We start from the raw sequence: 20,341 nt of genomic DNA on the forward strand, positions 1-20,341 counted from the left end.
CTTGCACCCCAAAGCTTTCTTACTTCCAAAAAATGTAAAACGGCTTACAGGTTGATATAAATCATCAGAGCGTATCAGAGGAAGATTAGCATTTAATCATTAGCCTGTAAATGCCTAACTTCTGCATTTTGATGAATAACCAAACCGTGTTAATGCATTGCTTTCTTTAGAAAATATTACACTTTCGCTGGGCGACAGGCAACTGCTGGATGATATCAGCATCCTTATCAATAAGGGGGAGCGTATCGGACTCGTAGGTCCGAACGGAGCCGGTAAGTCAACCCTTCTTAAAATTATCGCCGGTGAGATGGAGTTCAATGAGGGTACTATTCAGCTATCGAAAGCTGAAACCGTGGGCTACTTGCCCCAGGACGGAGTAGACCCCGATCCGCAGCTTACGGTGATGGAAGAGGTTGAAAGTGCTTTTGAAGGAGTACTGCAACTGGAACAGGATGTTAAAGAGCTTCAACAGAAACTGGCTGATCTTGAACCGGGTAGCGATGCCTATGACGAAGCGATGAAGAAATACGGGAAGCTTCAGGACCGATTGGAACAATCAGGTGCATATAGCCTGCATGCCGATATCGAAAAAATTCTGATGGGGCTCGGTTTTGATACCAAAGACTTTTTTCGTTCAACCCAGGAGTTCAGCGGTGGCTGGCTGATGCGTATAGCCCTGGCCAAACTATTACTGCAAAAACCCACCTACCTGCTGCTGGATGAGCCGACCAACCACCTTGACATCGAATCCTTACAGTGGATAGAGAATTTCCTGCTTGAATACGAGGGAGCTGTAATCATTGTATCCCACGATAAAGCCTTTCTCAATAAAATTACCAATCGCACCCTGGCTCTCGATCGGGGAGATATTAACGACTATGCAGGTAATTACGACTACTATGAGGAGAAACATGAAGAGCGTATGGAGCACCTGCGGCAAGCCTACAAGAATCAGCAGCGCGAGATAAAGCAGACACAGGAATTTATCGATCGTTTTCGCTACAAAGCCAGCAAAGCCAAGCAGGTACAGAGCCGTATCAAACAGCTCGAAAAGATGGATGAGATAGAGTTGGATGAACACGAAGAGGAAATTTCGTTCTCTTTCCCACCGCCCGAACGAAGCGGTGCCCAGGTGATGAAGCTGGAAGATATCAGCAAGAGCTATGATGATGTGCAGGTTTTTGAGAACCTGACTTACACCGTTGACCGGGGTGACAAAATTGCCATTGTCGGTCCAAATGGAGCCGGAAAATCGACACTGGTGCGTATTCTCGCCGGACATGAGCCGGTTGATTCCGGAAATCGGGAGCCCGGTTATAATGTAACCACATCTTACTTCGCACAGCACCAAGCCGATGAGCTCGATCTGAATGAGGATGTACTCGGTATCATGAGGGACGCTGCACCCAAGGAATCAGAAACCAGGCTGCGTACGATACTGGGTTGTTTCCTGTTCCAGGGTGATGATGTCTTTAAGAAAGTATCTGTACTCTCCGGCGGTGAGAAAAGCAGGCTTGCCCTTGCTCGCATGCTACTGAACTCGGCGAACTTTATGATCTTTGACGAGCCGACCAACCATCTAGACATGCAGTCGAAAAACATTTTGCAGCAGGCCCTCGATCAGTATGAAGGTACTTTCATGATTGTATCCCACGATCGTGATTTTCTGGATCCGATAGTAAATAAAGTACTGGAGGTTCAGCCCGATTACATTCGCACCTACCTTGGAAATGTTTCCTATTACCTGCAGAAGAAAAAAGAGGAGGAGGAAGACCTTAAAGTTGAATCAACCGGAGGAAATGAAAGTCCGGATAAGGGTGGCAAGGAGCTATCCCGAAAAGAAGAGCGACGGATTGAAGCTGAAATACGACAAGCCAAATATCAAAAAGTTAAGCCCCTCAGTAAAAAGCTGGAAAAAACAGAATCACGAATAGAGAAACTCGAACAGCGAAAAAAAGAGATCGAAGATAAAATGGCTGATTCCGGGTTTTATGATAATTCCGAACGAGTCAAAGAAACAACCATGGAGTATGAAAAGCTGAAGGCTGAGCTGGTAGAAGTTTATTCGGAATGGGAAGAGCTGGCTATGAAGATCAGTGAGATTGAAGAGGAGTTTGAGGTTTAGGGATTAGGTATAGGGTATAAGGTAAAAGGGGAATAAGGTTGTTTAGTCAGGCTTTCTTTGTCCCTCTTAAAATGCTCTTCAACCTATTCTCGTTCTCTCTTCAATCCTCTCAACGGTAGATGCTTGGCTTGGACGCTTCGCGTTCGTTTCCTAAAATCTACTACCCTTACCGTAAGTACTCGAGAAGCGAATCAGCTTATAATTATCGAAGTTTAATTTTAAGACAGCATTGAGTAACCTATACCCATTACCGCTTCAATTTAACATATAGTAATATGGGAAAACTTAACGGGAAAGTAGCCTTGGTAACCGGGGCTACAAAGGGAATTGGCAAAGCCATTGCAGAACTTATGGCAGCGGAGGGAGCTACAGTGGCACTAAACGGCCGGGATGCAGTTGCAGGTGAAATGATAGTAAAGAACATCTTGGGACAAGGACAAAAAGCTGTCTTTTTGAAGGCAGATCTCAGTTCACCCGAGGCGAACCATAACCTGATTGCCTCGGTCATCGAAAATCTCGGCGGGCTCGACATACTTATTCCCAATGCCGGAGTTTTGGGTCTAGGATCGGTAACAGATGTCAGCATCGAAACCTGGCGTAGAACATTGGATATCAACCTGAACTCGGTTTTCTATCTTTTGCGCGCTGCCATTCCCCACCTGAAGGCTGATGGAAAGAGTGGTTCAGTCGTAGTCACAGGATCCATAGCCGCCCATAAGGGCTTTCCTAATCATGCCGCCTACTGTGCATCCAAAGGAGCCCTGGAAGCACTCGTCAAGCAGGCTGCGGTTGATTATGCTCCCGAAATCCGCATCAACATGGTTAATCCCGGCCCGACAGACACCGAACTCTACAAAAATTCTGCCGTTGCATTTTCTAACCCGGAGACGGTACTGGATAAAGTGCCCGACACACTGCCCATGAAACGCATCGCCAATCCCGGAGAAATTGCAAAGGCCGTCCTCTTTCTGGCAAGCGATGATTCATCCTGGACTACCGGTTCTGTATTAACGGTAGATGGTGGCGCCTCTGCAGCGGGGTGAGATGAAAGGTATAAGGTATAGGGTATAAGGTCAGCCTAGTAAATATACACGTAGTGTGCGAAAGCTGCGTCTACTACAGAGCAGGTTGACGATAGCTGAATGTGAGTTGATTGACGATAAGTTCATAATTAGATAATCCTTATACCGTATACCTTATACCTTTCTACCCCATCTCCTATACCTTATACCTCAACTACTTGGCAAATATCTGCTCTTTATTCCTAAAAGCTTTGAATTCAAGGGCGTTACCGCTAGGATCCAGAAAAAACATGGTGGCCTGTTCTCCCGGCTTTCCTTTAAACCGCACATAAGGCTCAATAACAAAATCCACATTCTCTGATTCTAAGCGTTCAGCGAGCTCTTCCCACTCGTCCCATTCAAGTATAAGTCCGAAATGCTTTGCCGGTACCTCATGGCCATCGACCTCATTGGTGCTGGATTTACCTGCCTCTTCCGGACTCAGGTGAGCCACGACCTGGTGTCCCCAAAAATTAAAGTCTATCCACTTGTCAGAACTCCTTCCTGTTTCACAGCCCAGGATATCGCGGTAAAAGTGAAGGGTCTGTTCCAGGTCAGAGACAGGAAATGCCAAGTGAAAAGGTTGAATCTTTTTTTCAGACATAGGTCAAGAGGAATTATTTGAATATGCAGTTGATTGTTTGTTTAATTGCTATTGAAAATATAAATCCCGTACAGATTATGAAATCTAAAAAGCTTGAATTTCCCGGCCACTCAGGTGAACTCCTCTCCGCTCGACTGGATTTTCCGGATGATGGTGAGGCAAAATCTTATGTACTGTTTGCACATTGTTTTACCTGCTCAAAAAATCTGAGCGCGGTAGGCAACATTGCTCGGGCATTAAATGAAGAAGGTTTTGCTGTTTTCCGCTTTGACTTTACTGGACTGGGTGAAAGTGAGGGTGATTTTGCAAATACCAATTTCTCCTCAAATATTGATGATTTGATAGCTGCTTCTCAGTATTTGGCAAATGAGTATCGGGCTCCCGGCATCCTGGTCGGTCACTCACTTGGAGGCGCCGCTGTGCTACAAGCCGCCCACGACATTGAAAGCTGCAAAGCAGTAGCGACCATAGGAGCTCCCTCCAATCCTGATCATGTAAAGAAAAATTTCAAACCCAAGCTGGATGAAATAGAAGAAAGGGGTGAAGCGGAGGTAACGCTGGCCGGACGCTCTTTTTTAATAAAAAAGCAATTTCTGGACGATCTGAATCGAGCAAATATGAAGAATCGGATTATTAACCTTGGACGAGCACTGGTTATATTTCACTCACCCATTGATAATACGGTGGGAATTGACAACGCAGCTGAAATTTTTATCCAGGCAAAACATCCCAAAAGTTTTATATCTCTGGATAATGCCGACCATCTTTTATCTAATGAGGAAGATAGCAGCTATGTAGGTTCTATGCTCGCAACATGGTCTTCGAAATATCTTTGATTTGAATGCCTAACAATCACATCTTGTTACGATTAAGGAAATCGATAATCATTAATCAGTAAAAGTACTATGAAATTATTTAAAAATATTTTTCTGGGATTATTTGCATTAGCATTCGTTGCGGCCGGTTGTGCGCAGCAAACCGAAGAAAGCTCACAGGAAATGGATGCGCAGAGCATGCAAGAGACTACCGACTTCACCAAAGCGGTAGCCCAAATCCATGCAAAGGATGGTGGAGAAGTCCTCGGTTCTGTAACTTTTGAGCAGTCAGATGAGGGGGTAAATGTCAATGCACAGCTTTCCGGTCTTGAAGAAGGAAAACATGGGTTCCACATTCACCAGTACGGTGACTGTACAGCAGCTGATTTGACCTCTGCAGGAGGGCATTATAACCCATACAACACACAACATGGCGCACCCACTGATTCTGTGCGACATATGGGCGACATGGGTAATCTACCGGTTGGAGAAGATGGAAACGGTACATTGGATTACCTAGACAGCATGATAGAACTAAATGGTGCAAACAGCATTATCGGTAGAGCTATTATAATCCATAGCGGTGCCGATGATCTCTCTTCTCAACCTTCAGGTGCTGCAGGAGAACGAGTCGCCTGTGGTGTAATCGGTGTTGCCAATACCGGAGAATAGTACATTTTTTTCAGGAATCATCCTCTCAGGTCAAAGACCGTTTTGGGCTACTGACCGGGAGGATTTGATTCTTTGAAACCATCAGTCAATACAAAAAAGATTACCATTCCGGCAACAAAGGTCATAGCAGAGACCCCAATCAACACGCCTGAAGGCTGAATTATCAGTATGGCAGCTACAAACTGTACTATGATGATTAGATAGAGAAGATAAGCTATAGCCAATCTTTTTATTTTGTTCACAAAATAAGCACCGAAGGGAGCCCCCAGCATTACCACCGGTATACAAACCAGCCAGAAATCAATGGCTTCCTGTTGCATGTCCTGCAATATAAAGAAGTGAAGAAGAGTACCGACCACAGCGTTCGAAGCCATAAGTATTACAGAAGTCGGTGTTGCTATCTTTTCAGATAAATTGTACTTGAGCGTTACGAAAGCGAATGTACAGATGTCTATTCCATTTCCGAATATGGCACTGAGAATACCTCCCAGCATTCCGATGAAAAACAGTTCCGCTTTTTGCCGACCGTTCAGTGACGATAAAGAAGTTACTGTGTCTCTTTTCCTGATGTGGTTGATTACAAAAAGTGCGATTCCGAAACTCAACCAAAAAGAGACAAAGACCATTTTAGCATAGGCCGGTGATACCAGCGGTACAATGAAAAAAGTGGCCAGAATAATACCGAGGGTCCCCCCCGACATGGCCAGCCAGAGATAGGTTTTTTCAATGGTTATGCGTTTGGCTACAATCCAGAGTGTTGCTGCGGTCATGCCGATGCTCTGAATGGCAAGGCTGAAATTACGGGCGACATCCGGTGCGATTTGAAAACCGAGAGTCATAACAGGATAGGCAATAGCCCCTCCCCCCTCTGAACTGGCCCCGGCTATGAACGAACCAAAGATCATAGTCACAGTCATGTACCAGTCTCTCAGAAAAAGTACCCAGCTTTCACTCAGATTCATATAACTGACCCAGACCAGGTAAACCAGCAGTACCGGGAGTCCGAATATCAGAAGGGTTCTCTTATCAAGTTTCATTTCACATTCTTTGTTAGGAATTTTCGTTTAGACCATACAATAAAACCTTGCCGGAATCCGACAAGGTTTTGACAATGTGACCCAACCATAACCCTCCGGTTATGGTTTCCAGGATTTCATTTTTTCTGACAGCACCTCTTTGATGCGACTGACGGGAACCCGATCCTGGGTCATATCATCGCGGTAACGAATGGTTACGGTATCTTCCCCTTCCGATTCTACCCCGTCGAAATCAACCGTGATACAGAACGGCGTTCCGGCTTCATCCTGACGGCGGTACCTCTTGCCTATTGAACCGGACTCATCATACAACACATTATAGTCTTCCCGTAAATCTGCCGTTATTTTATGGGCAAGATCCTGAAGCTTGTCTTTTTTGATCAGGGGAAAAATCCCCACTTTGGTGGGTGCAATCTCGGGGTTCAGCTTCAGTACTGTACGGGTGTCACCGTCCACTTCTTCTTCACGATATGCATCGCAAAGTACCATGAGAACTGTGCGATCCAGGCCAACCGAGGTTTCAATGACATAGGGGGTATATCGCTTCTGTTGCTGCTGGTCGTAAAATTCCAGCTTCTTCCCTGAATGTTCGGCGTGCTGGGTAAGGTCAAAATCCGTTCGGTTGTGGATACCTTCTACTTCCTGCCAACCTATGGGGTATTCATACTGTATATCGGCAGCGGCTGCAGCATAGTGAGCCAGCTTGTCTTCTGGATGAGGATGGGTCCGTAATTTACTCTCACGAATGCCCAGCTCTTTGTGCCATGCGATGCGCTCCTCGAGCCAGCGATCATACTGTTCGGCATCGGTACCCGGCTCCACAAAATACTGCATCTCCATCTGCTCAAATTCCCTCATACGGAATACAAACTGCCGCGCTACCACCTCATTGCGAAAGGCCTTACCGACCTGGGCAATTCCGAAAGGAATCTGCTGGCGGGAAGTATCCATCACATTTTTAAAATTGACAAAAATACCCTGTGCTGTTTCCGGGCGCAGGTAAACGGCATCCTCTTCCCCGCTTCCCGAGGAGGTAGCTCCAAACTGGGTTTTAAACATCAGGTTGAACTGCCTTACTTCCGTCCAGTCAAAGGCTCCTGATTCCGGTGCCCGAATCTCATTTTCCATGATGATTTTATGCAGATCCTCACAGAGCCCTTCCCTGCTGCCGGCCGTATCCAACATCTGCTGCAGCTCGTCGGCTTCCTCGAACTTTTCATTACTCCTCAGTTTGGCAATTTCACCTTCGATGAGCATGTCAGCCCGGTAGCGCTTTTTCGACTGCTTGTCATCAATCATGGGATCATTAAAGCCTTCCACATGACCGCTGGCTTTCCAGACATCAGGATGCATAAATATGGCGGCATCCACGCCCACAATATTCTCGTATTTCTGGGTCATGGCCTTCCACCAGTTATCCCTGATATTCCGTTTCAGTTCTACTCCCAGCGGGCCGTAATCATATACCGCTCCCAGCCCCCCGTAAATGTCAGATGATTGAAAGATAAAACCGCGTGCTTTGGCCAGTGAAACAATTTTGTCTAGACTATCCAATTCTTTTACAGACATGTAAATACAAAAATACTTAGTGTTGAAATTGAAAGGCCAAAGATAGTAAAATTTAGAGCTTTAATTAATGTCCCTTTTATCGCTATCTTTAGGGCTTCATTTCAGACATATCCTCTAAAGGTCTTCCTTTCAAAAGTTAATTCATGGATATGGTATCCTGAGTACAACACTAATTAATTTCATTTTTGATAGATGCATTCTTTCCAAATTGGCATACTCGGTGCGACCGGAGCAGTTGGACAAAAATTCATACGCTTGCTGCAGGAACACCCTTGGTTTACTATTAAAGCTCTGGGTGCCTCTGAACGATCATCCGGGAAAAAATATAGCGAAGCAGTTCACTGGATTGAACCAATTGAACTACCTCTAGAGGTAGCTGAAATTAAAGTTGATGATTGTGATCCTTCAGCTTTCTCTGGTGTTGATTTTGTGTTTTCAGGGCTGGACTCATCGGTAGCAACAGAAATTGAACGAAATTTTGCGGAGGCCGGAATACCGGTTATCTCTAACGCCAAGAACTACAGAATGGATGAGAGTGTACCGCTCATGATACCGGAAGTTAACCCTGGGCATGCCGATCTGATCAAGACACAGACTTTTTCAAGCGATGGAAGCGGCTGGATTGTGACGAATCCCAACTGTGTTTCTGTGCCATTGGCCATGTCCCTGAAGCCTCTGCAAGATGAATTTGGTGTCAGCTCAGTAGTGGTTACTTCCATGCAATCGGTTTCCGGTGCCGGCTATCCCGGGGTTCCAAGCCTCGATATCATAGCTAATGTAGTCCCTTTCATTGGAGGAGAAGAAGACAAAATACAGACCGAGTCTGCCAAGCTGCTCGGTACCTTGGGTTCAGGAACAGTTGATTTTGCAAAAATGGATATTCAGGCAACTGCTGTGCGGGTACCTACGATCGAAGGCCACCTGCTATCAGTTTCTGCCGGTTTGTTGGATACACCCTCAACCTTAGAGGATGTCAGCCGGGCAATTACCGAATGGGAAAGTCCGATCGCAGATCTCGACCTCCCATCCTCACCTGAAAAACCAGTTAAGCTCTACACCGAAAATCGTTTCCCGCAGCCGCGCCTTCATACCGACCGTGAAGGCGGGATGCAAACGGCTATCGGGCGCCTGAGAAAAGGTACCGTACTTGATATCGGATATGTTACCATGGCCCATAACACTGTGCGTGGAGCGGCGGGCGGTGCAATTTTAAATGCCGAACTGCTGGTGGCTAAGGAGTATATCAAATAATAAAGCAGGTGACATTGGCTATATCCATCATGACTCATCTTCAGATTGGTAAAGTAGACTCATCCCGGTTTATGGAAGCATCACGAAATGTATTTATTCTATTCGGAACATTAGTAAAGAAAGTACACTAGCCGGCATTCTTATCAAACTGGTCTAACTTGTATTCCGACAGCTGAAGGCGAGCCTGGGAGATCAGAGTCTCGGCTTCGTCCCTGTGCTTGCGCTTCACTTTAAGAGTGCAGGATGCTAATTCTGAACCGGGTAGATCCTTGAAGGTTTTCATGGATGTCCCATTGAGAATGATTTTAGTGCTAAACCATCCCTTCTTAAATTCTATGGATTTCAACTCAGAAAAAGGAATCACCGTCTCTTTTAGGCCCGATTTAATCACTCCCAAGATGGAATCCTTTACTTCGAACTCCAATTCCAGCTGCTCCTTGTTGACTTTCAGCAATCCCTCTGCCTGCTGAAATCCATTGTTGATTTCAGGTATAATGAAGGGCACGGTTTTATTGCTATTGTAATCCATTTAGAGGGATGTTTTGAATGTTAGCAAGCATGATATAAAATTTTTTAAAAAATTTTGTAAGGAATTGACATCTCGTCGGTCATACATATAGACATCACAACATAAGCCGTTGTATTAGAGAGCAATAATGTCCTTAGGGGCGTAAATGTTGATTCATTTGCGCCCTGTTTTATTCCCACCTTTATTCATACAAGAGAGAACGATGATTAAGTTACCCGCCCTTTTTCGTGAATGGTTTCTATCCGTTTCATCACCGGCAGCAAGAACGGTATTGATGATTATCCTCTTATGCAAGCTGAGTTGCCTGCCCATTTATGGCCAAAGCATTAATTTTGAAGACGGGTTCTCAGACGGCGACTTCACCCAAAACCCTGCCTGGATTGGAGATACGACCCATTTTGTGGTTACCCGTGTGAACGATAACTACCAGCTCCGATTGCGGGGTGATCAGAATAACGGCGGAATTGCTTACCTGAGTGTGCCTTCCTCGGGTACCATTGGTGACTGGGAGTTCTACATTAACTTTGAAGGGTTCGCTCCTTCCGCCGGAAACAAAGCAGAAATCGTACTGATGAGCGACATCTCAGATCTTACTGGTGCCTTCAACGGTTACGTATTGCAAGGCGGGGAAAACGGCAGCGAAGATGTCTTTCGCATCATACGGTTCGACAATGGTTCACCGGCATCGATAGTCCTTTCAGGAACCACTAATATTTCCGCCGGGGGTGACTACAGGGTGAAAGTAAGCAGAACGAATGATGGAACATGGATGCTTTCAGTGGCCAATACATACGAGGACTTACCTGTACCCGAAGCAACTCCTCAAATAGACAACACCTACACATCTACTGCGTATTTCGGTGTGAAGGTTACCTATTCAGCCACCCGGTATAACCGGTTCTTCTTCGATTTTAAAATTGATCTGCCGCCATTCGCTGTTCAAAATATCACCGCATCTGCATCTTCCGTTAATGTGACATTTAACAGAAATTATGACCCGTCGACTGTGCAGGCTGCTGACTTCAACACAACTCCAGACCTTGGCCCTCCTGCTTCAATATTATTCACCTCGCCTTCAACAGTGCGTCTGAATTATAATTCTAACATTCAGGGAAATCGTTATGAGCTGTCAGTAAATAACATTTGGGATGAGCATGGAGAGCAGATAGCATTGAATAGCAGGTATGAATTTTATGTTTTCGATCCATCATTCCGAAATGATGTGGTGATCAATGAATTCATGTACGACCCTCCTTTGGGATTACCGGAATATGTGGAGTTAAAAAATCGATCGGGTAACTACCTGAACCTGATGGGGTGGAAAATTGGAGACAAAAGCGGTACCGGTACTATCGTTCAGGACACACTTGTACTTGAACCCGGCAGCCTGTTGGCAATAAGTTCCGATACAGCTGCTCTTACTTTGGAATTCGGTTCCGGTAACTATTTGAGTGTCAATACAGGTAACTTTCCTTCGCTGAATAATGGAGGAGATGCCATTCGCATTCTCAATAATCAAGGAATACTGATCGATTCTCTCTACTATTATCCCGATTGGGGTGGAGAAGATATAGCAATGGAGAGGCGTTCTGTAGATGCGGTCTCCGATAAAAAAGCAAATTGGGGCGACTCCCCACAAGGTATCGGTACCCCGGGCTCCCCTAACCTTGTAGAGCAGGATATAAACCCGCCTGTTCTAACAGCTGTAAATGCTACAGGGGCAAACATACTGTTGCTGTCCTTTAATGAAGAACTGGACGCACAGTCAGCTACTGATGCATCACACTACGCAATAAGTCCTGCAATTGGGATTAATTTAATCTCTACTATCGCTGACAGCGTGCTAATCTACCTATCCAGTGAACTACAACCGCTTCAAACCTACATAATATCAGTTAACGGTGTTAAAGATATTTTTGGTAATGCGATGGACACCTATTCACTGGATGTCAGATACATACCATTTGGCAGGGTAGCAACCGGTGATATTGTCATAAACGAAATACTGTACGATGAAACTGAAAATGGGTATACCGAGTTTGTGGAGCTATTCAATACCACTAAGAAGAATTTTGACCTTTCCGAATGGCTAATCGGTGATGCTACCGATTTAGCGAAGCTACCGGAAAGGGCAACTTTTCTGGCTGGTGACTACCTGGTACTGACTGCTGACGCCGGTTTTGCAAACGGTCAGGAAAGCACTATTTATATTTCAGGCTTTCCATCACTCAACAATTCTGATGATATAATTTTCCTCAAAGATAGAGAGGGGATCACGGTTGACTCCCTGAACTATACCAAGGAATGGAGTCATGCATCGCCAGGTGTATCTATGGAGCGTAAGGATCCGTCAGGTGCCTCCAACGATCCCTCAAACTGGAAAGAGTCAGCAGCTGGAGAAGGTCATACAGCCGGATTAGAAAATTCAGTACACCAGAGGGACCAGACTCCTCCATCCATGATTTTCGCAAAACGGGTAACGCCCGAGCTGATTTCAGTTCACTTCAATGAGTTTATTGATCCTGAACAAAATACTGTATTTGATATGGATGGTTCCGTGATGAGTATTGAAGGATTTGAAGTATCAAATGCCAATCGCATTTTGCTAAAAACGCCGGTTTCTAAATCCCGCATCTTATCACAAGTTATTACTGCACGTAATCTTCGCGATATGGTTGGGAATAACACTACTAATCAGTCCATACCTCTCGCCCGGAAAGTAGCACCGGGAGATGTTGTCATCAATGAAATCATGTATAATCCAATAAGTGATTCCGAGGATAACCTTCCAGATCAGTCAGAGTATGTGGAACTGAAAAACACGCGGGATTATGCAATCTCCCTGGAAGGAATATACCTGCGCGATGCTACAGACGAAAATGGTGAAGTGCGTTCCTTAAATCCGGTCTCATCAAAGTATAAGTGGATTCCGGCCGGAGGGCTGGCCCTGATCTATTCTGATGAAAAGGAAGCATTCACTGAAAGTAAAATTGCAAGTTTCTTCGGTCTGCAAGTGGATAACACCCTTAATTTGCGCATTGACCGAAGCAGCCTAGGATTAGCCAACGACCGGGATGCCATCTATCTGGCCGACCCTTCAGGAACTACTATCGACTCAGTATTCTATGAGGAGAGCTGGCAAAATCCGAACCTAATAGATACGCGAGGAATAGCACTGGAGCGTATCAATCCATTAGGCCCCAGCAGTGATCCCTCAAACTGGAGTTCCAATACCTTACTACTGGGTGGCACGCCGGGCTCTGAAAATTCTATCTTCCAGGTTACCGCGAATCAGCCCGAATCTACCGGAATAAGCTTCAGTCCGAACCCTTTTTCGCCGGACGATGACGGCACAGATGATCATCTGTTCATCAACTACAAACTGGATCAACCCGACTACCTGCTGAAAGTTCAGATATACGATCGATACGGGCGATTGGTAAGAAAACTGGCAGACGGAGTGCCGGGCAGTTTTGAGGGTTCGCTTATTTGGGACGGTAGAAATGATAATGGAAAGAGCAATCGCATTGGCATTTATATCGTGGTATTTGAGGCGATCAATAGTACGGTAGGCAGAAACAGGGCATTTAAAAAGACGGTGGTACTTGCCAGAAGGCTTCAATAGTGTTTGAATTTTATATACTTGAAATTAGGATTTAGGAATTGGGTCTCTTTTGTTAATTTCAAGATCAATTTTCAAACGATAGAAATATGAGTAAAAAAGGTCCCATTGGCATTTTCGATTCCGGCTATGGAGGACTCACCGTACTGAAAGAAATTGTCAATGAGTTGCCTGATTACGATTATCTCTACCTGGGTGACAATGCAAGAAGTCCGTATGGCACACGATCCTTTCAAACCATCTATGATTATACCTTAGAGTGCGTAAAGCACCTGTTTTCACAAGATTGTCATCTTATCATACTGGCTTGCAATACGGCCTCGGCAAAAGCTCTACGAAATATTCAACAACAGGATCTTCCTGAAATTGATCCGCAGCGAAGAGTACTTGGGGTTATAAGGCCCACTGCAGAGGTGATTGGCAACTATTCGGGAAGCGGTCACGTCGGGGTGCTGGGTACCGGAGGTACTGTTAATTCCGAATCGTATGTCATGGAAATCAAAAAGCAGTTTCCGGAACTGACCGTTGTGCAGGAAGCCTGCCCGATGTGGGTACCGTTAGTAGAAAACGGAGAATACGACAAACCGGGAGCCGACTACTTTGTGCAGCAGCATGTGGAACGTGTTTTGGCCAAAGATCCAAAAGTTGACACCCTCCTTCTTGCCTGCACCCACTATCCCCTTCTAATGAAAAAGATTCGTGAGTATACACCGGAACATGTTTCGGTATTAAGTCAGGGCGAAATTGTTGCGGAAAGCCTGAAGGACTATCTGAATAGGCACCCTGAGATCGATGAAAAATGTTCCAAAGGAGGAAGTCGACACTTTCTGACGACTGACTCCACGGAAGAGTTTGATGCACACGGCAAGGAATTCTTCGGCAATGAAATAACCTCAGAATATGTACACCTCTAGTTTTTGCCGCAGATCTGAACGGAAGGGTACAGATTAACGAGCGATGCTGTGCATCATTTGTAAATCAATTAATCTGTGCAAATCTGAGGCTACAGAAGCTTGCTGGCGAGATTTGCCAGTTCCGATCGCTCTCCTTTTTCCAGGTTGATGTGCGCATATAGATCATTATCATGCATACGGTCTACCAGGTATGAGAGTCCGTTGCTCTGGGTATCCAGGTACGGGGTATCAATTTGAAAAATATCACCGGTAAAGATCACCTTCGTATTTTCACCGGCCCGGGTGATAATGGTTTTAACCTCATGAGGCGTCAGATTCTGAGCCTCATCCACAATAAAGATCACATTCGACAGGCTACGTCCCCGAATATAGGCCAGAGGTACGATGCGCAGCTTCTCCGTTTCCACCATCTCGTCAATTTTCTTGAAAGGCTTGCTGCTCTCTTTAAACTGGTTTTTGATGAAAGAGAGGTTATCCCATAATGGTTGCATATAGGGATCTATCTTTGATTTCACATCTCCGGGTAAGTAACCGATATCCTTATTGCTCAAAGGGACTATAGGTCTTGCCAGATAGATCTGCTGAAAATCACGCCGCTGTTCCAGGGCACCGGCCAAGGCCAGTAATGTTTTGCCCGTACCTGCCGCTCCTGTAATGGTAACCAAAAGGTTCTCCGGATTCATGATAGCCTGCAGTGCAAAGGTCTGTTCTGCATTCTTAGGTTTGACCCCATAGGCTGCCAGTTTGTTCACCGGTTCGATCAGCTCAGACTTTGAGTTGTAATACCCGAGTGCAGAACTGGAGTGATTTTTCAGAATATAAAAGTGGTTGCTCGAAGGTTTGCTCTCGGTGACTTCTCCCGGTTTCAGATTGCCCTCGCGGTAAAATTTATTGATGAGCTCGGCATCCTCATACTTCACCTCGGTTTTACCCTTATAGAGGTGATCAATGTCCTTGACCTGTACCGTTTCATAATCTTCGGCTTCAATATTCAGCGCCCTGGCCTTGATTCTGAGATTGATATCCTTTGAAACCAGGATCACCTTTTTATCCGGCTCGTCTTCCATCAACTTGAGGGCGGAATTCAGAATGCGGTGATCGTTCTTCTGGTTGCCGAAAATGTCGGAAGCATCGACTTCACTCGACTCGTCCTTCAAAACCCTCAGCTTGCCATGGGTTCGCCCGTTGAGCGGTATCCACTGCTGCAGCATATTTTTGTCGGAAATTTTATCAAGATATCGGATGAATTCCCGCGCATGAAGGTTGATTACGTTATTTCCTTTCTTAAAGGTATCAAGCTCTTCCAGAACGGTGATGGGGATGGCGATGTCGTTCTTCTGGAAGTTTTTTACTGCGTCATAGTCATATAAAAGTACGGAGGTATCAAGTACAAAGATCTTTCGGGGCTTCTTGGCTCTGGGCATAAAGATCAGGGATTAAATTGAAAGAACGTCGGTGATGATATGAATCTATTTCAACGATATATAAACAAACAATGAGAAGCAATTCCTAAAGACATCTTAATTAAAAAATAATGCGGAAGGGGAAAGGGGTATAGGGTATAAGGTGGAAGGGTAAAGCTATTTCTTTTCTTTTTAAGTAAAAATTTGGTTTATCAGATTACTTCTAATTTAAATTAGAATTCTCGATACTATACATTCCTTGAAAATAACTTAACATAAGGCACTCCAAAGATTCATTTACAGGCTAATTCAGTTTGGCAATATCAAGGCAATTAAAAACAGCATTCCGGAACCGATTAGTACCCAGGACAGAGGTTTGGCAAAGTTAAAAGTGTAGCCTCCCCCGGTTCGTTTTGGCACAATGATACGTGGATCATCTCTATTGGAATAGATTAAATTACTCTGCCAGTTTGAGGACTCCTTTACGTGCTCTTCACCCCTGTTCTCACGGTGCCAGCGGGAACTGACAACAGAATTGTATACAAGCAGTACTACCAGAAATATCACGGCTACTGCTGCAATGGTCAGTTTCATAATCGACGTACTATTACCTTTTTATAAACCTAAGATCTGATTGCGAAGAGTGCAATTGCCGTGGCAATAGCGGCATTCAGACTCTCTACCTCCTTTTGACCGGGTGCAGATTCAATGCGGAGAGGTATTCTATGCTCTGAAAAGAGTTGTGGGTCAGCCCCGTTTGCTTCATTACCGGTAAGCAGTATGGTCTTTTCAGAAGTCTTGATTTCCCTGATATCCCGGGACCCCTCTCCACCATCCAGGATCAAAACTTGCCATCCGTGATTTTCAAACTCCTTGAGCCCGTTTTGAAGCTCAAGGTTGCAATGATTCAAAGAGCCGGTAGCACCTGCTGTACTTCGCACTACTTTGGGATGAAACAAGTCAACCGTTCCTTTACCGGATAGCAGCCCTGACGCACCGAACCAAACTGCAGTACGTATCATGGTTCCAAGATTTCCAGGATCCTGAATTCGGTCTGTCGCTAAAAGAATACCGGTTTCTTCAATCAACTCAGCAACCGGCGACTCGGGAGGCATTCTACATAGAGCCAAAACGCCCTGCGGTGAATCGGTATCGCTGATTTCCTGAAAGTATCCCCGATCAATGGAGGATGTCGGATAGTAATTTGCCTTTTCATCCCACTCGGGCTGATCCCAGTAATTTTGCGACTTATCGAAGAACAATTCTGCGATTTCAACTTTACCGTTATGAATAATCTGCTCTACCGCACGAGCTCCTTCTATCACAAAGAGTCGCTCCTGCTCGCGGTATTTTCTCCTGTTGAGTTTTCTTAGCAGTGTCAGCCGGCTATTGGATATGTCTTTCATTTCAGATATTTAAGATTATTCAGTAATAATATGCAGATGCATTGGCTGGCAATATGTTCTTAAAACATAAAAACTATCCTTATCTTTAACACGAATTATTAAGCACAACAAAAGTAGCACTATGGATTTTTTAAAGAACCTGGGTATCGAGAATAGTAATCCCGGCACAAGCACGGGACAAAATTTTTTGGGTGAGGATCATTCAGAAGAGATTATGAGTCAAACTCCGATTGACGGATCTGAAATTGCAAGCGTCACCATAACATCCCGAGCTGAATACGATGAAGTGGTAGAAAAGGCACAGGATGCATTCAAAGAGTGGCGTATGGTACCGGCCCCGGAGCGCGGTGAAATTGTACGTCAAATCGGCTTGGAACTCAGAGCCCACAAAGAAGATCTTGGCAAGCTGGTTTCTTACGAAATGGGCAAGATATATCAGGAAGGTCTAGGGGAAGTTCAGGAAATGATCGATATCTGTGATTTTGCCGTAGGCCTTTCCCGACAGCTTTACGGAAAGACCATGCAGTCCGAGAGACCGAAACATCGCATGTACGAGCAGTGGCATCCTCTCGGAATTTGCGGAATTATTTCCGCCTTTAACTTTCCGGTCGCCGTATATAGCTGGAATGCCATGATTGCAGCTGTTTGCGGAGACGTCATGATCTGGAAGGGATCGGAAAAGACCCCGTTGTGCGGAGTAGCTGTCCAAAAAATCATCGCTAAAGTTCTAAAACGAAACGGCATATCCGAAGGAGTTTTCAATCTCATAACAGGAGGAAGAGAAGTCGGTGAATGGATGGCTGAAGATGAGCGGATTCCATTGATTTCCGCCACAGGTTCAATTCGAATGGGCAAGGAAGTTGCCAAAACAGTGGGTGCGCGCCTGGGTAAAACCATCCTCGAACTTGGTGGCAACAACGCCATCATTATATCCGAACACTCCGATCTGGAAATGGCCATCAGGGCAACCGTCTTCGGCTCCGTCGGCACATGCGGACAGCGCTGCACCTCCACGCGCCGGCTCATTGTTCACGAATCGGTATTTGATGAACTAAAAGAACGACTGGTCAAACTTTACGATGGTATCAATATCGGAAATCCCCTGGATGAAGATACCCTTGTAGGTCCGATGATTGATGAAGATGCCGTTGACAACATGAATGCCGCTCTGAAGGAAGTTCAGGAAGCAGGCGGAGAGCTGGTCTATGGGGGCGAAACGGTTGATAAAGCAGGACTCGAGGGTGGCCATTATGTTAAACCGGCTATAGTCATTGCCCAAAACGATTATGAAATTGTTCAGGAAGAAACCTTTGCCCCGATTCTTTACCTGATCAAATACAGTGATCTTGATGAAGCCATCGCCATGCATAACGGCGTTAAACAGGGACTGAGCTCCTCCATGTTTACCCTAAATATGCGAGAAGCTGAAACCTTTTTGAGTTCCCGGGGATCAGATTGCGGTATAGCCAATATCAATGTCGGAACCAGTGGAGCAGAGATTGGAGGCGCTTTCGGTGGTGAAAAAGAAACAGGCGGCGGCCGGGAATCCGGGTCGGACGCTTGGAAAGCCTACATGCGACGACAGACCAATACCATCAACTGGGGAGACGAGATGCCCCTGGCACAGGGAATTGAATTTGATGTAGAGTAAGAGCCGGAGATTAGATGTTGGATGTTAGAAGCTGGATGTTGGAAATTATAAATTAGGATCCAACCTCTAGCTTCCAACCTCTAGCTTCTAGCTTCTAATTTCTAAAGTAGGCTAAAAGAGAGCCCTACCGACAGAACCTGCTTAATCTGCGCCTTCGTGGAAAAGTCATCATCATAGATCACCACGAATTGAAAAGATGTGTTCAGGTAATCATTAATCTTACCGATCACTTCGTTTGAGAACACGATATCCGTACTCTTAATATTGCGCTGCAGGTTGGTAAAGGTTTCGAAGATACTGATGAGTTTTACATTGCTGACAATGGTTTTCTCAAAATTTAGGCCGGTGGCATAACCGGGCTCAAAACGAAATTTTTCTCCCGGCTTCAATCCGTAACGTTCGGAGAGACGTGTATCGGAAACGATGGTCTCTTTAAAAGCCAAACCTGCCTCAGCTGTAAAATAATCAGCGGGATTATAAGCGATACCGGCTATTTGTGTAAAGTAGGCCGGTGCAAAAAACTTGGATATCAGAATCGGATCTTGACCATCCGGGACATTGTAATCAAATCCTTCATCAAACTGGGTGGCAAAATTGATATTCCCGAAGGCACTCCAGCGTTCATCATCAAACAGATAGCTGAACTTATTGTTTACGGCAATACGGTCGTCGGTCTTCCGTGTTCCTTCGCCTTCCAGCTTTGCTTTACCGTATTTCAGATTGGTGGTCAAGGCATAGGCAAATTTGTCTTTTCGGTAGCGAAGATTAAAAACCGTAGAAGCCGTTACGCTGATGGTATTTACACCACCCTGACTCCAGTTGCGATAGGCAGCCTGTGAGCCGTTAAATCCACCCACCCAGTTATAATCCCAGCCTACCAGCGTGTCGCTTACAATAAAAGCACTGTTTACCTTTGAAATATCACTGGCAGAAATGTCATCATCCTCACTTAATAAATCACTGATTTCAATCGCTTCCTGGGCTGAAGTTGTAGTCACACTAAAAAAACAAAGCAATAGTGTGAGAGCGGTCGTAATAATTTTATCCATCTGTTTCGATATTATTCATGATTAATAGTGCGCCTAAACTACAACATTTTAGTTTTTTGGGAAAGTGACAAATCTAGTGAAGCGACTTTTCCAAAATGACCGTAAAAGGCTCACCATTTTTTAATTCGAGGTGCACATGTTCATCGAGTTTGGTAGGCAGATCAAGACCTACGAAGCGGGCAATAATTGGATATTTACGATGACCGCGGTCTACCAGCGTAACAGTATGGACCTCATCGGGCGCATGATCTCGTGTAATCAGCTTGAGGGCCTCAAACATGGTAGTCCCTGAAAAGATCACATCATCAACCAGTAAAACATACTTACCTTGCAGTGAAAAATCCGTTTTTGAGGAGCTGTTTTTCTTCACCTCAAGCCTATTGCAAGCGATGGGATTGTCAAGGAGATCTTTCAGATAGCGGCAAAGCATTTCAGAAACCGCATACCCCCTTTTGTTGATACCCAGCAGAACCAGTTCTTTGGATGCCTTATTATCCTCTGCAACCTGGTGCGCAATTCGCTTTAGAGAACGCTCGATTCGCTTTGCATCCATTAGGGCGAGGGTATCTTCAGTGTCCTTATTCATGTGTCTTTAAATTTTTATATACCAGGTTAAACTTATGTAACGTTATT

At 45.1% G+C, this 20,341-nt stretch carries 17 protein-coding genes; 8 read left to right on the forward strand and 9 right to left on the reverse strand.

Going from position 1 to position 20,341, the window contains the following annotated elements:
• The first annotated feature begins 157 nt into the window (after positions 1–157).
• Entirely contained in the window at positions 158–2,125 is a 1,968-nt protein-coding gene (locus tag G3570_RS15480) for an ABC-F family ATP-binding cassette domain-containing protein (RefSeq protein WP_165143776.1), read from the forward strand.
• Between the two features lie 275 nt (positions 2,126–2,400).
• Positions 2,401–3,168 carry an SDR family NAD(P)-dependent oxidoreductase gene (locus tag G3570_RS15485; RefSeq protein WP_165143777.1) on the forward strand — a complete coding sequence of 256 codons (768 nt, stop codon included), beginning with the start codon at positions 2,401–2,403 and terminating at the stop codon, positions 3,166–3,168.
• Positions 3,169–3,361: 193 nt separating this feature from the next.
• On the opposite strand, the gene G3570_RS15490 is transcribed toward G3570_RS15485, so the two are convergent.
• Positions 3,362–3,790 (reverse strand): VOC family protein, encoded by a 429-nt coding sequence (locus G3570_RS15490; RefSeq protein WP_165143778.1) that lies wholly within the window; start codon positions 3,788–3,790, stop codon positions 3,362–3,364.
• Between the two features lie 77 nt (positions 3,791–3,867).
• Between G3570_RS15490 and G3570_RS15495 the strand changes: the two genes are divergently transcribed.
• Together G3570_RS15495 and G3570_RS15500 are read left to right on the forward strand one after the other, a co-directional pair.
• Positions 3,868–4,626, forward strand: coding sequence for an alpha/beta hydrolase family protein (locus G3570_RS15495; protein WP_165143779.1), 759 nt, complete (start codon positions 3,868–3,870; stop codon positions 4,624–4,626).
• Positions 4,627–4,695: 69 nt separating this feature from the next.
• Positions 4,696–5,277: a superoxide dismutase family protein gene (locus tag G3570_RS15500; RefSeq protein WP_165143780.1), complete on the forward strand. Its 582-nt coding sequence runs from the start codon at positions 4,696–4,698 to the stop codon at positions 5,275–5,277.
• A gap of 47 nt (positions 5,278–5,324) precedes the next feature.
• Here G3570_RS15500 and G3570_RS15505 read toward each other — a convergent pair whose 3' ends face one another.
• The gene (locus tag G3570_RS15505; protein ID WP_165143781.1) at positions 5,325–6,314 is read right to left on the reverse strand and encodes a sulfite exporter TauE/SafE family protein; all 990 of its coding nucleotides are present in this window, start codon (positions 6,312–6,314) and stop codon (positions 5,325–5,327) included.
• Positions 6,315–6,413: 99 nt separating this feature from the next.
• Positions 6,414–7,883, reverse strand: coding sequence for a glycine--tRNA ligase (locus G3570_RS15510; protein ID WP_165143782.1), 1,470 nt, complete (start codon positions 7,881–7,883; stop codon positions 6,414–6,416).
• Positions 7,884–8,075: 192 nt separating this feature from the next.
• On the opposite strand from G3570_RS15510, the gene asd reads away from it, so the two are divergent.
• A complete protein-coding gene (gene asd, locus G3570_RS15515; RefSeq protein ID WP_165143783.1) occupies positions 8,076–9,134 on the forward strand; it encodes an aspartate-semialdehyde dehydrogenase in 1,059 nt (352 codons plus the stop codon).
• Between the two features lie 127 nt (positions 9,135–9,261).
• Here the strand turns inward: asd and G3570_RS15520 are convergent, their stop codons facing one another.
• A complete protein-coding gene (locus tag G3570_RS15520) occupies positions 9,262–9,663 on the reverse strand; it encodes a hypothetical protein (RefSeq protein ID WP_165143784.1) in 402 nt (133 codons plus the stop codon).
• Between the two features lie 202 nt (positions 9,664–9,865).
• On the opposite strand from G3570_RS15520, the gene G3570_RS15525 reads away from it, so the two are divergent.
• A complete protein-coding gene (locus tag G3570_RS15525) occupies positions 9,866–13,288 on the forward strand; it encodes a lamin tail domain-containing protein (protein WP_165143785.1) in 3,423 nt (1,140 codons plus the stop codon).
• An 86-nt stretch (positions 13,289–13,374) separates the two neighbouring features.
• A complete protein-coding gene (gene murI / locus G3570_RS15530; RefSeq protein WP_165143786.1) occupies positions 13,375–14,199 on the forward strand; it encodes a glutamate racemase in 825 nt (274 codons plus the stop codon).
• 89 nt (positions 14,200–14,288) lie between these two features.
• Here murI and G3570_RS15535 read toward each other — a convergent pair whose 3' ends face one another.
• From G3570_RS15535 to G3570_RS15545, 3 genes are all read right to left on the reverse strand, one after another.
• Positions 14,289–15,623, reverse strand: coding sequence for a PhoH family protein (locus G3570_RS15535; RefSeq protein ID WP_165143787.1), 1,335 nt, complete (start codon positions 15,621–15,623; stop codon positions 14,289–14,291).
• Positions 15,624–15,911: 288 nt separating this feature from the next.
• Positions 15,912–16,196 (reverse strand): DUF5808 domain-containing protein, encoded by a 285-nt coding sequence (locus G3570_RS15540; RefSeq protein WP_165143788.1) that lies wholly within the window; start codon positions 16,194–16,196, stop codon positions 15,912–15,914.
• 29 nt (positions 16,197–16,225) lie between these two features.
• A complete protein-coding gene (locus G3570_RS15545; RefSeq protein ID WP_165143789.1) occupies positions 16,226–17,008 on the reverse strand; it encodes a TrmH family RNA methyltransferase in 783 nt (260 codons plus the stop codon).
• 121 nt (positions 17,009–17,129) lie between these two features.
• On the opposite strand from G3570_RS15545, the gene amaB reads away from it, so the two are divergent.
• Complete coding sequence (gene amaB / locus G3570_RS15550; RefSeq protein ID WP_165143790.1) at positions 17,130–18,659, forward strand: L-piperidine-6-carboxylate dehydrogenase; 1,530 nt, start codon at positions 17,130–17,132, stop codon at positions 18,657–18,659.
• Positions 18,660–18,760: 101 nt separating this feature from the next.
• Here amaB and G3570_RS15555 read toward each other — a convergent pair whose 3' ends face one another.
• On the reverse strand, positions 18,761–19,708 hold the full coding sequence (locus G3570_RS15555; RefSeq protein ID WP_165143791.1) for a DUF3078 domain-containing protein: 948 nt from the start codon (positions 19,706–19,708) through the stop codon (positions 18,761–18,763).
• 73 nt (positions 19,709–19,781) lie between these two features.
• The gene (locus G3570_RS15560) at positions 19,782–20,294 is read right to left on the reverse strand and encodes a phosphoribosyltransferase family protein (RefSeq protein WP_165143792.1); all 513 of its coding nucleotides are present in this window, start codon (positions 20,292–20,294) and stop codon (positions 19,782–19,784) included.
• Positions 20,295–20,341: the final 47 nt, after the last annotated feature.

The organism is Halalkalibaculum roseum (assembly GCF_011059145.1).
Taxonomy (GTDB): domain Bacteria; phylum Bacteroidota; class Rhodothermia; order Balneolales; family Balneolaceae; genus Halalkalibaculum; species Halalkalibaculum roseum.

Excerpts from the sequence above, each read along its gene's own strand:
- G3570_RS15485 (WP_165143777.1), top strand. The coding sequence starts at position 2,401 with ATGGGAAAACTTAACGGGAAAGTAGCCTTGGTAACCGGGGCTACAAAG.
- G3570_RS15490 (WP_165143778.1), bottom strand. The coding sequence starts at position 3,790 with ATGTCTGAAAAAAAGATTCAACCTTTTCACTTGGCATTTCCTGTCTCT.
- G3570_RS15495 (WP_165143779.1), top strand. The coding sequence starts at position 3,868 with ATGAAATCTAAAAAGCTTGAATTTCCCGGCCACTCAGGTGAACTCCTC.
- G3570_RS15500 (WP_165143780.1), top strand. The coding sequence starts at position 4,696 with ATGAAATTATTTAAAAATATTTTTCTGGGATTATTTGCATTAGCATTC.
- G3570_RS15505 (WP_165143781.1), bottom strand. The coding sequence starts at position 6,314 with ATGAAACTTGATAAGAGAACCCTTCTGATATTCGGACTCCCGGTACTG.
- G3570_RS15510 (WP_165143782.1), bottom strand. The coding sequence starts at position 7,883 with ATGTCTGTAAAAGAATTGGATAGTCTAGACAAAATTGTTTCACTGGCC.
- asd (WP_165143783.1), top strand. The coding sequence starts at position 8,076 with ATGCATTCTTTCCAAATTGGCATACTCGGTGCGACCGGAGCAGTTGGA.
- G3570_RS15520 (WP_165143784.1), bottom strand. The coding sequence starts at position 9,663 with ATGGATTACAATAGCAATAAAACCGTGCCCTTCATTATACCTGAAATC.
- G3570_RS15525 (WP_165143785.1), top strand. The coding sequence starts at position 9,866 with ATGATTAAGTTACCCGCCCTTTTTCGTGAATGGTTTCTATCCGTTTCA.
- murI (WP_165143786.1), top strand. The coding sequence starts at position 13,375 with ATGAGTAAAAAAGGTCCCATTGGCATTTTCGATTCCGGCTATGGAGGA.
- G3570_RS15535 (WP_165143787.1), bottom strand. The coding sequence starts at position 15,623 with ATGCCCAGAGCCAAGAAGCCCCGAAAGATCTTTGTACTTGATACCTCC.
- G3570_RS15540 (WP_165143788.1), bottom strand. The coding sequence starts at position 16,196 with ATGAAACTGACCATTGCAGCAGTAGCCGTGATATTTCTGGTAGTACTG.
- G3570_RS15545 (WP_165143789.1), bottom strand. The coding sequence starts at position 17,008 with ATGAAAGACATATCCAATAGCCGGCTGACACTGCTAAGAAAACTCAAC.
- amaB (WP_165143790.1), top strand. The coding sequence starts at position 17,130 with ATGGATTTTTTAAAGAACCTGGGTATCGAGAATAGTAATCCCGGCACA.
- G3570_RS15555 (WP_165143791.1), bottom strand. The coding sequence starts at position 19,708 with ATGGATAAAATTATTACGACCGCTCTCACACTATTGCTTTGTTTTTTT.
- G3570_RS15560 (WP_165143792.1), bottom strand. The coding sequence starts at position 20,294 with ATGAATAAGGACACTGAAGATACCCTCGCCCTAATGGATGCAAAGCGA.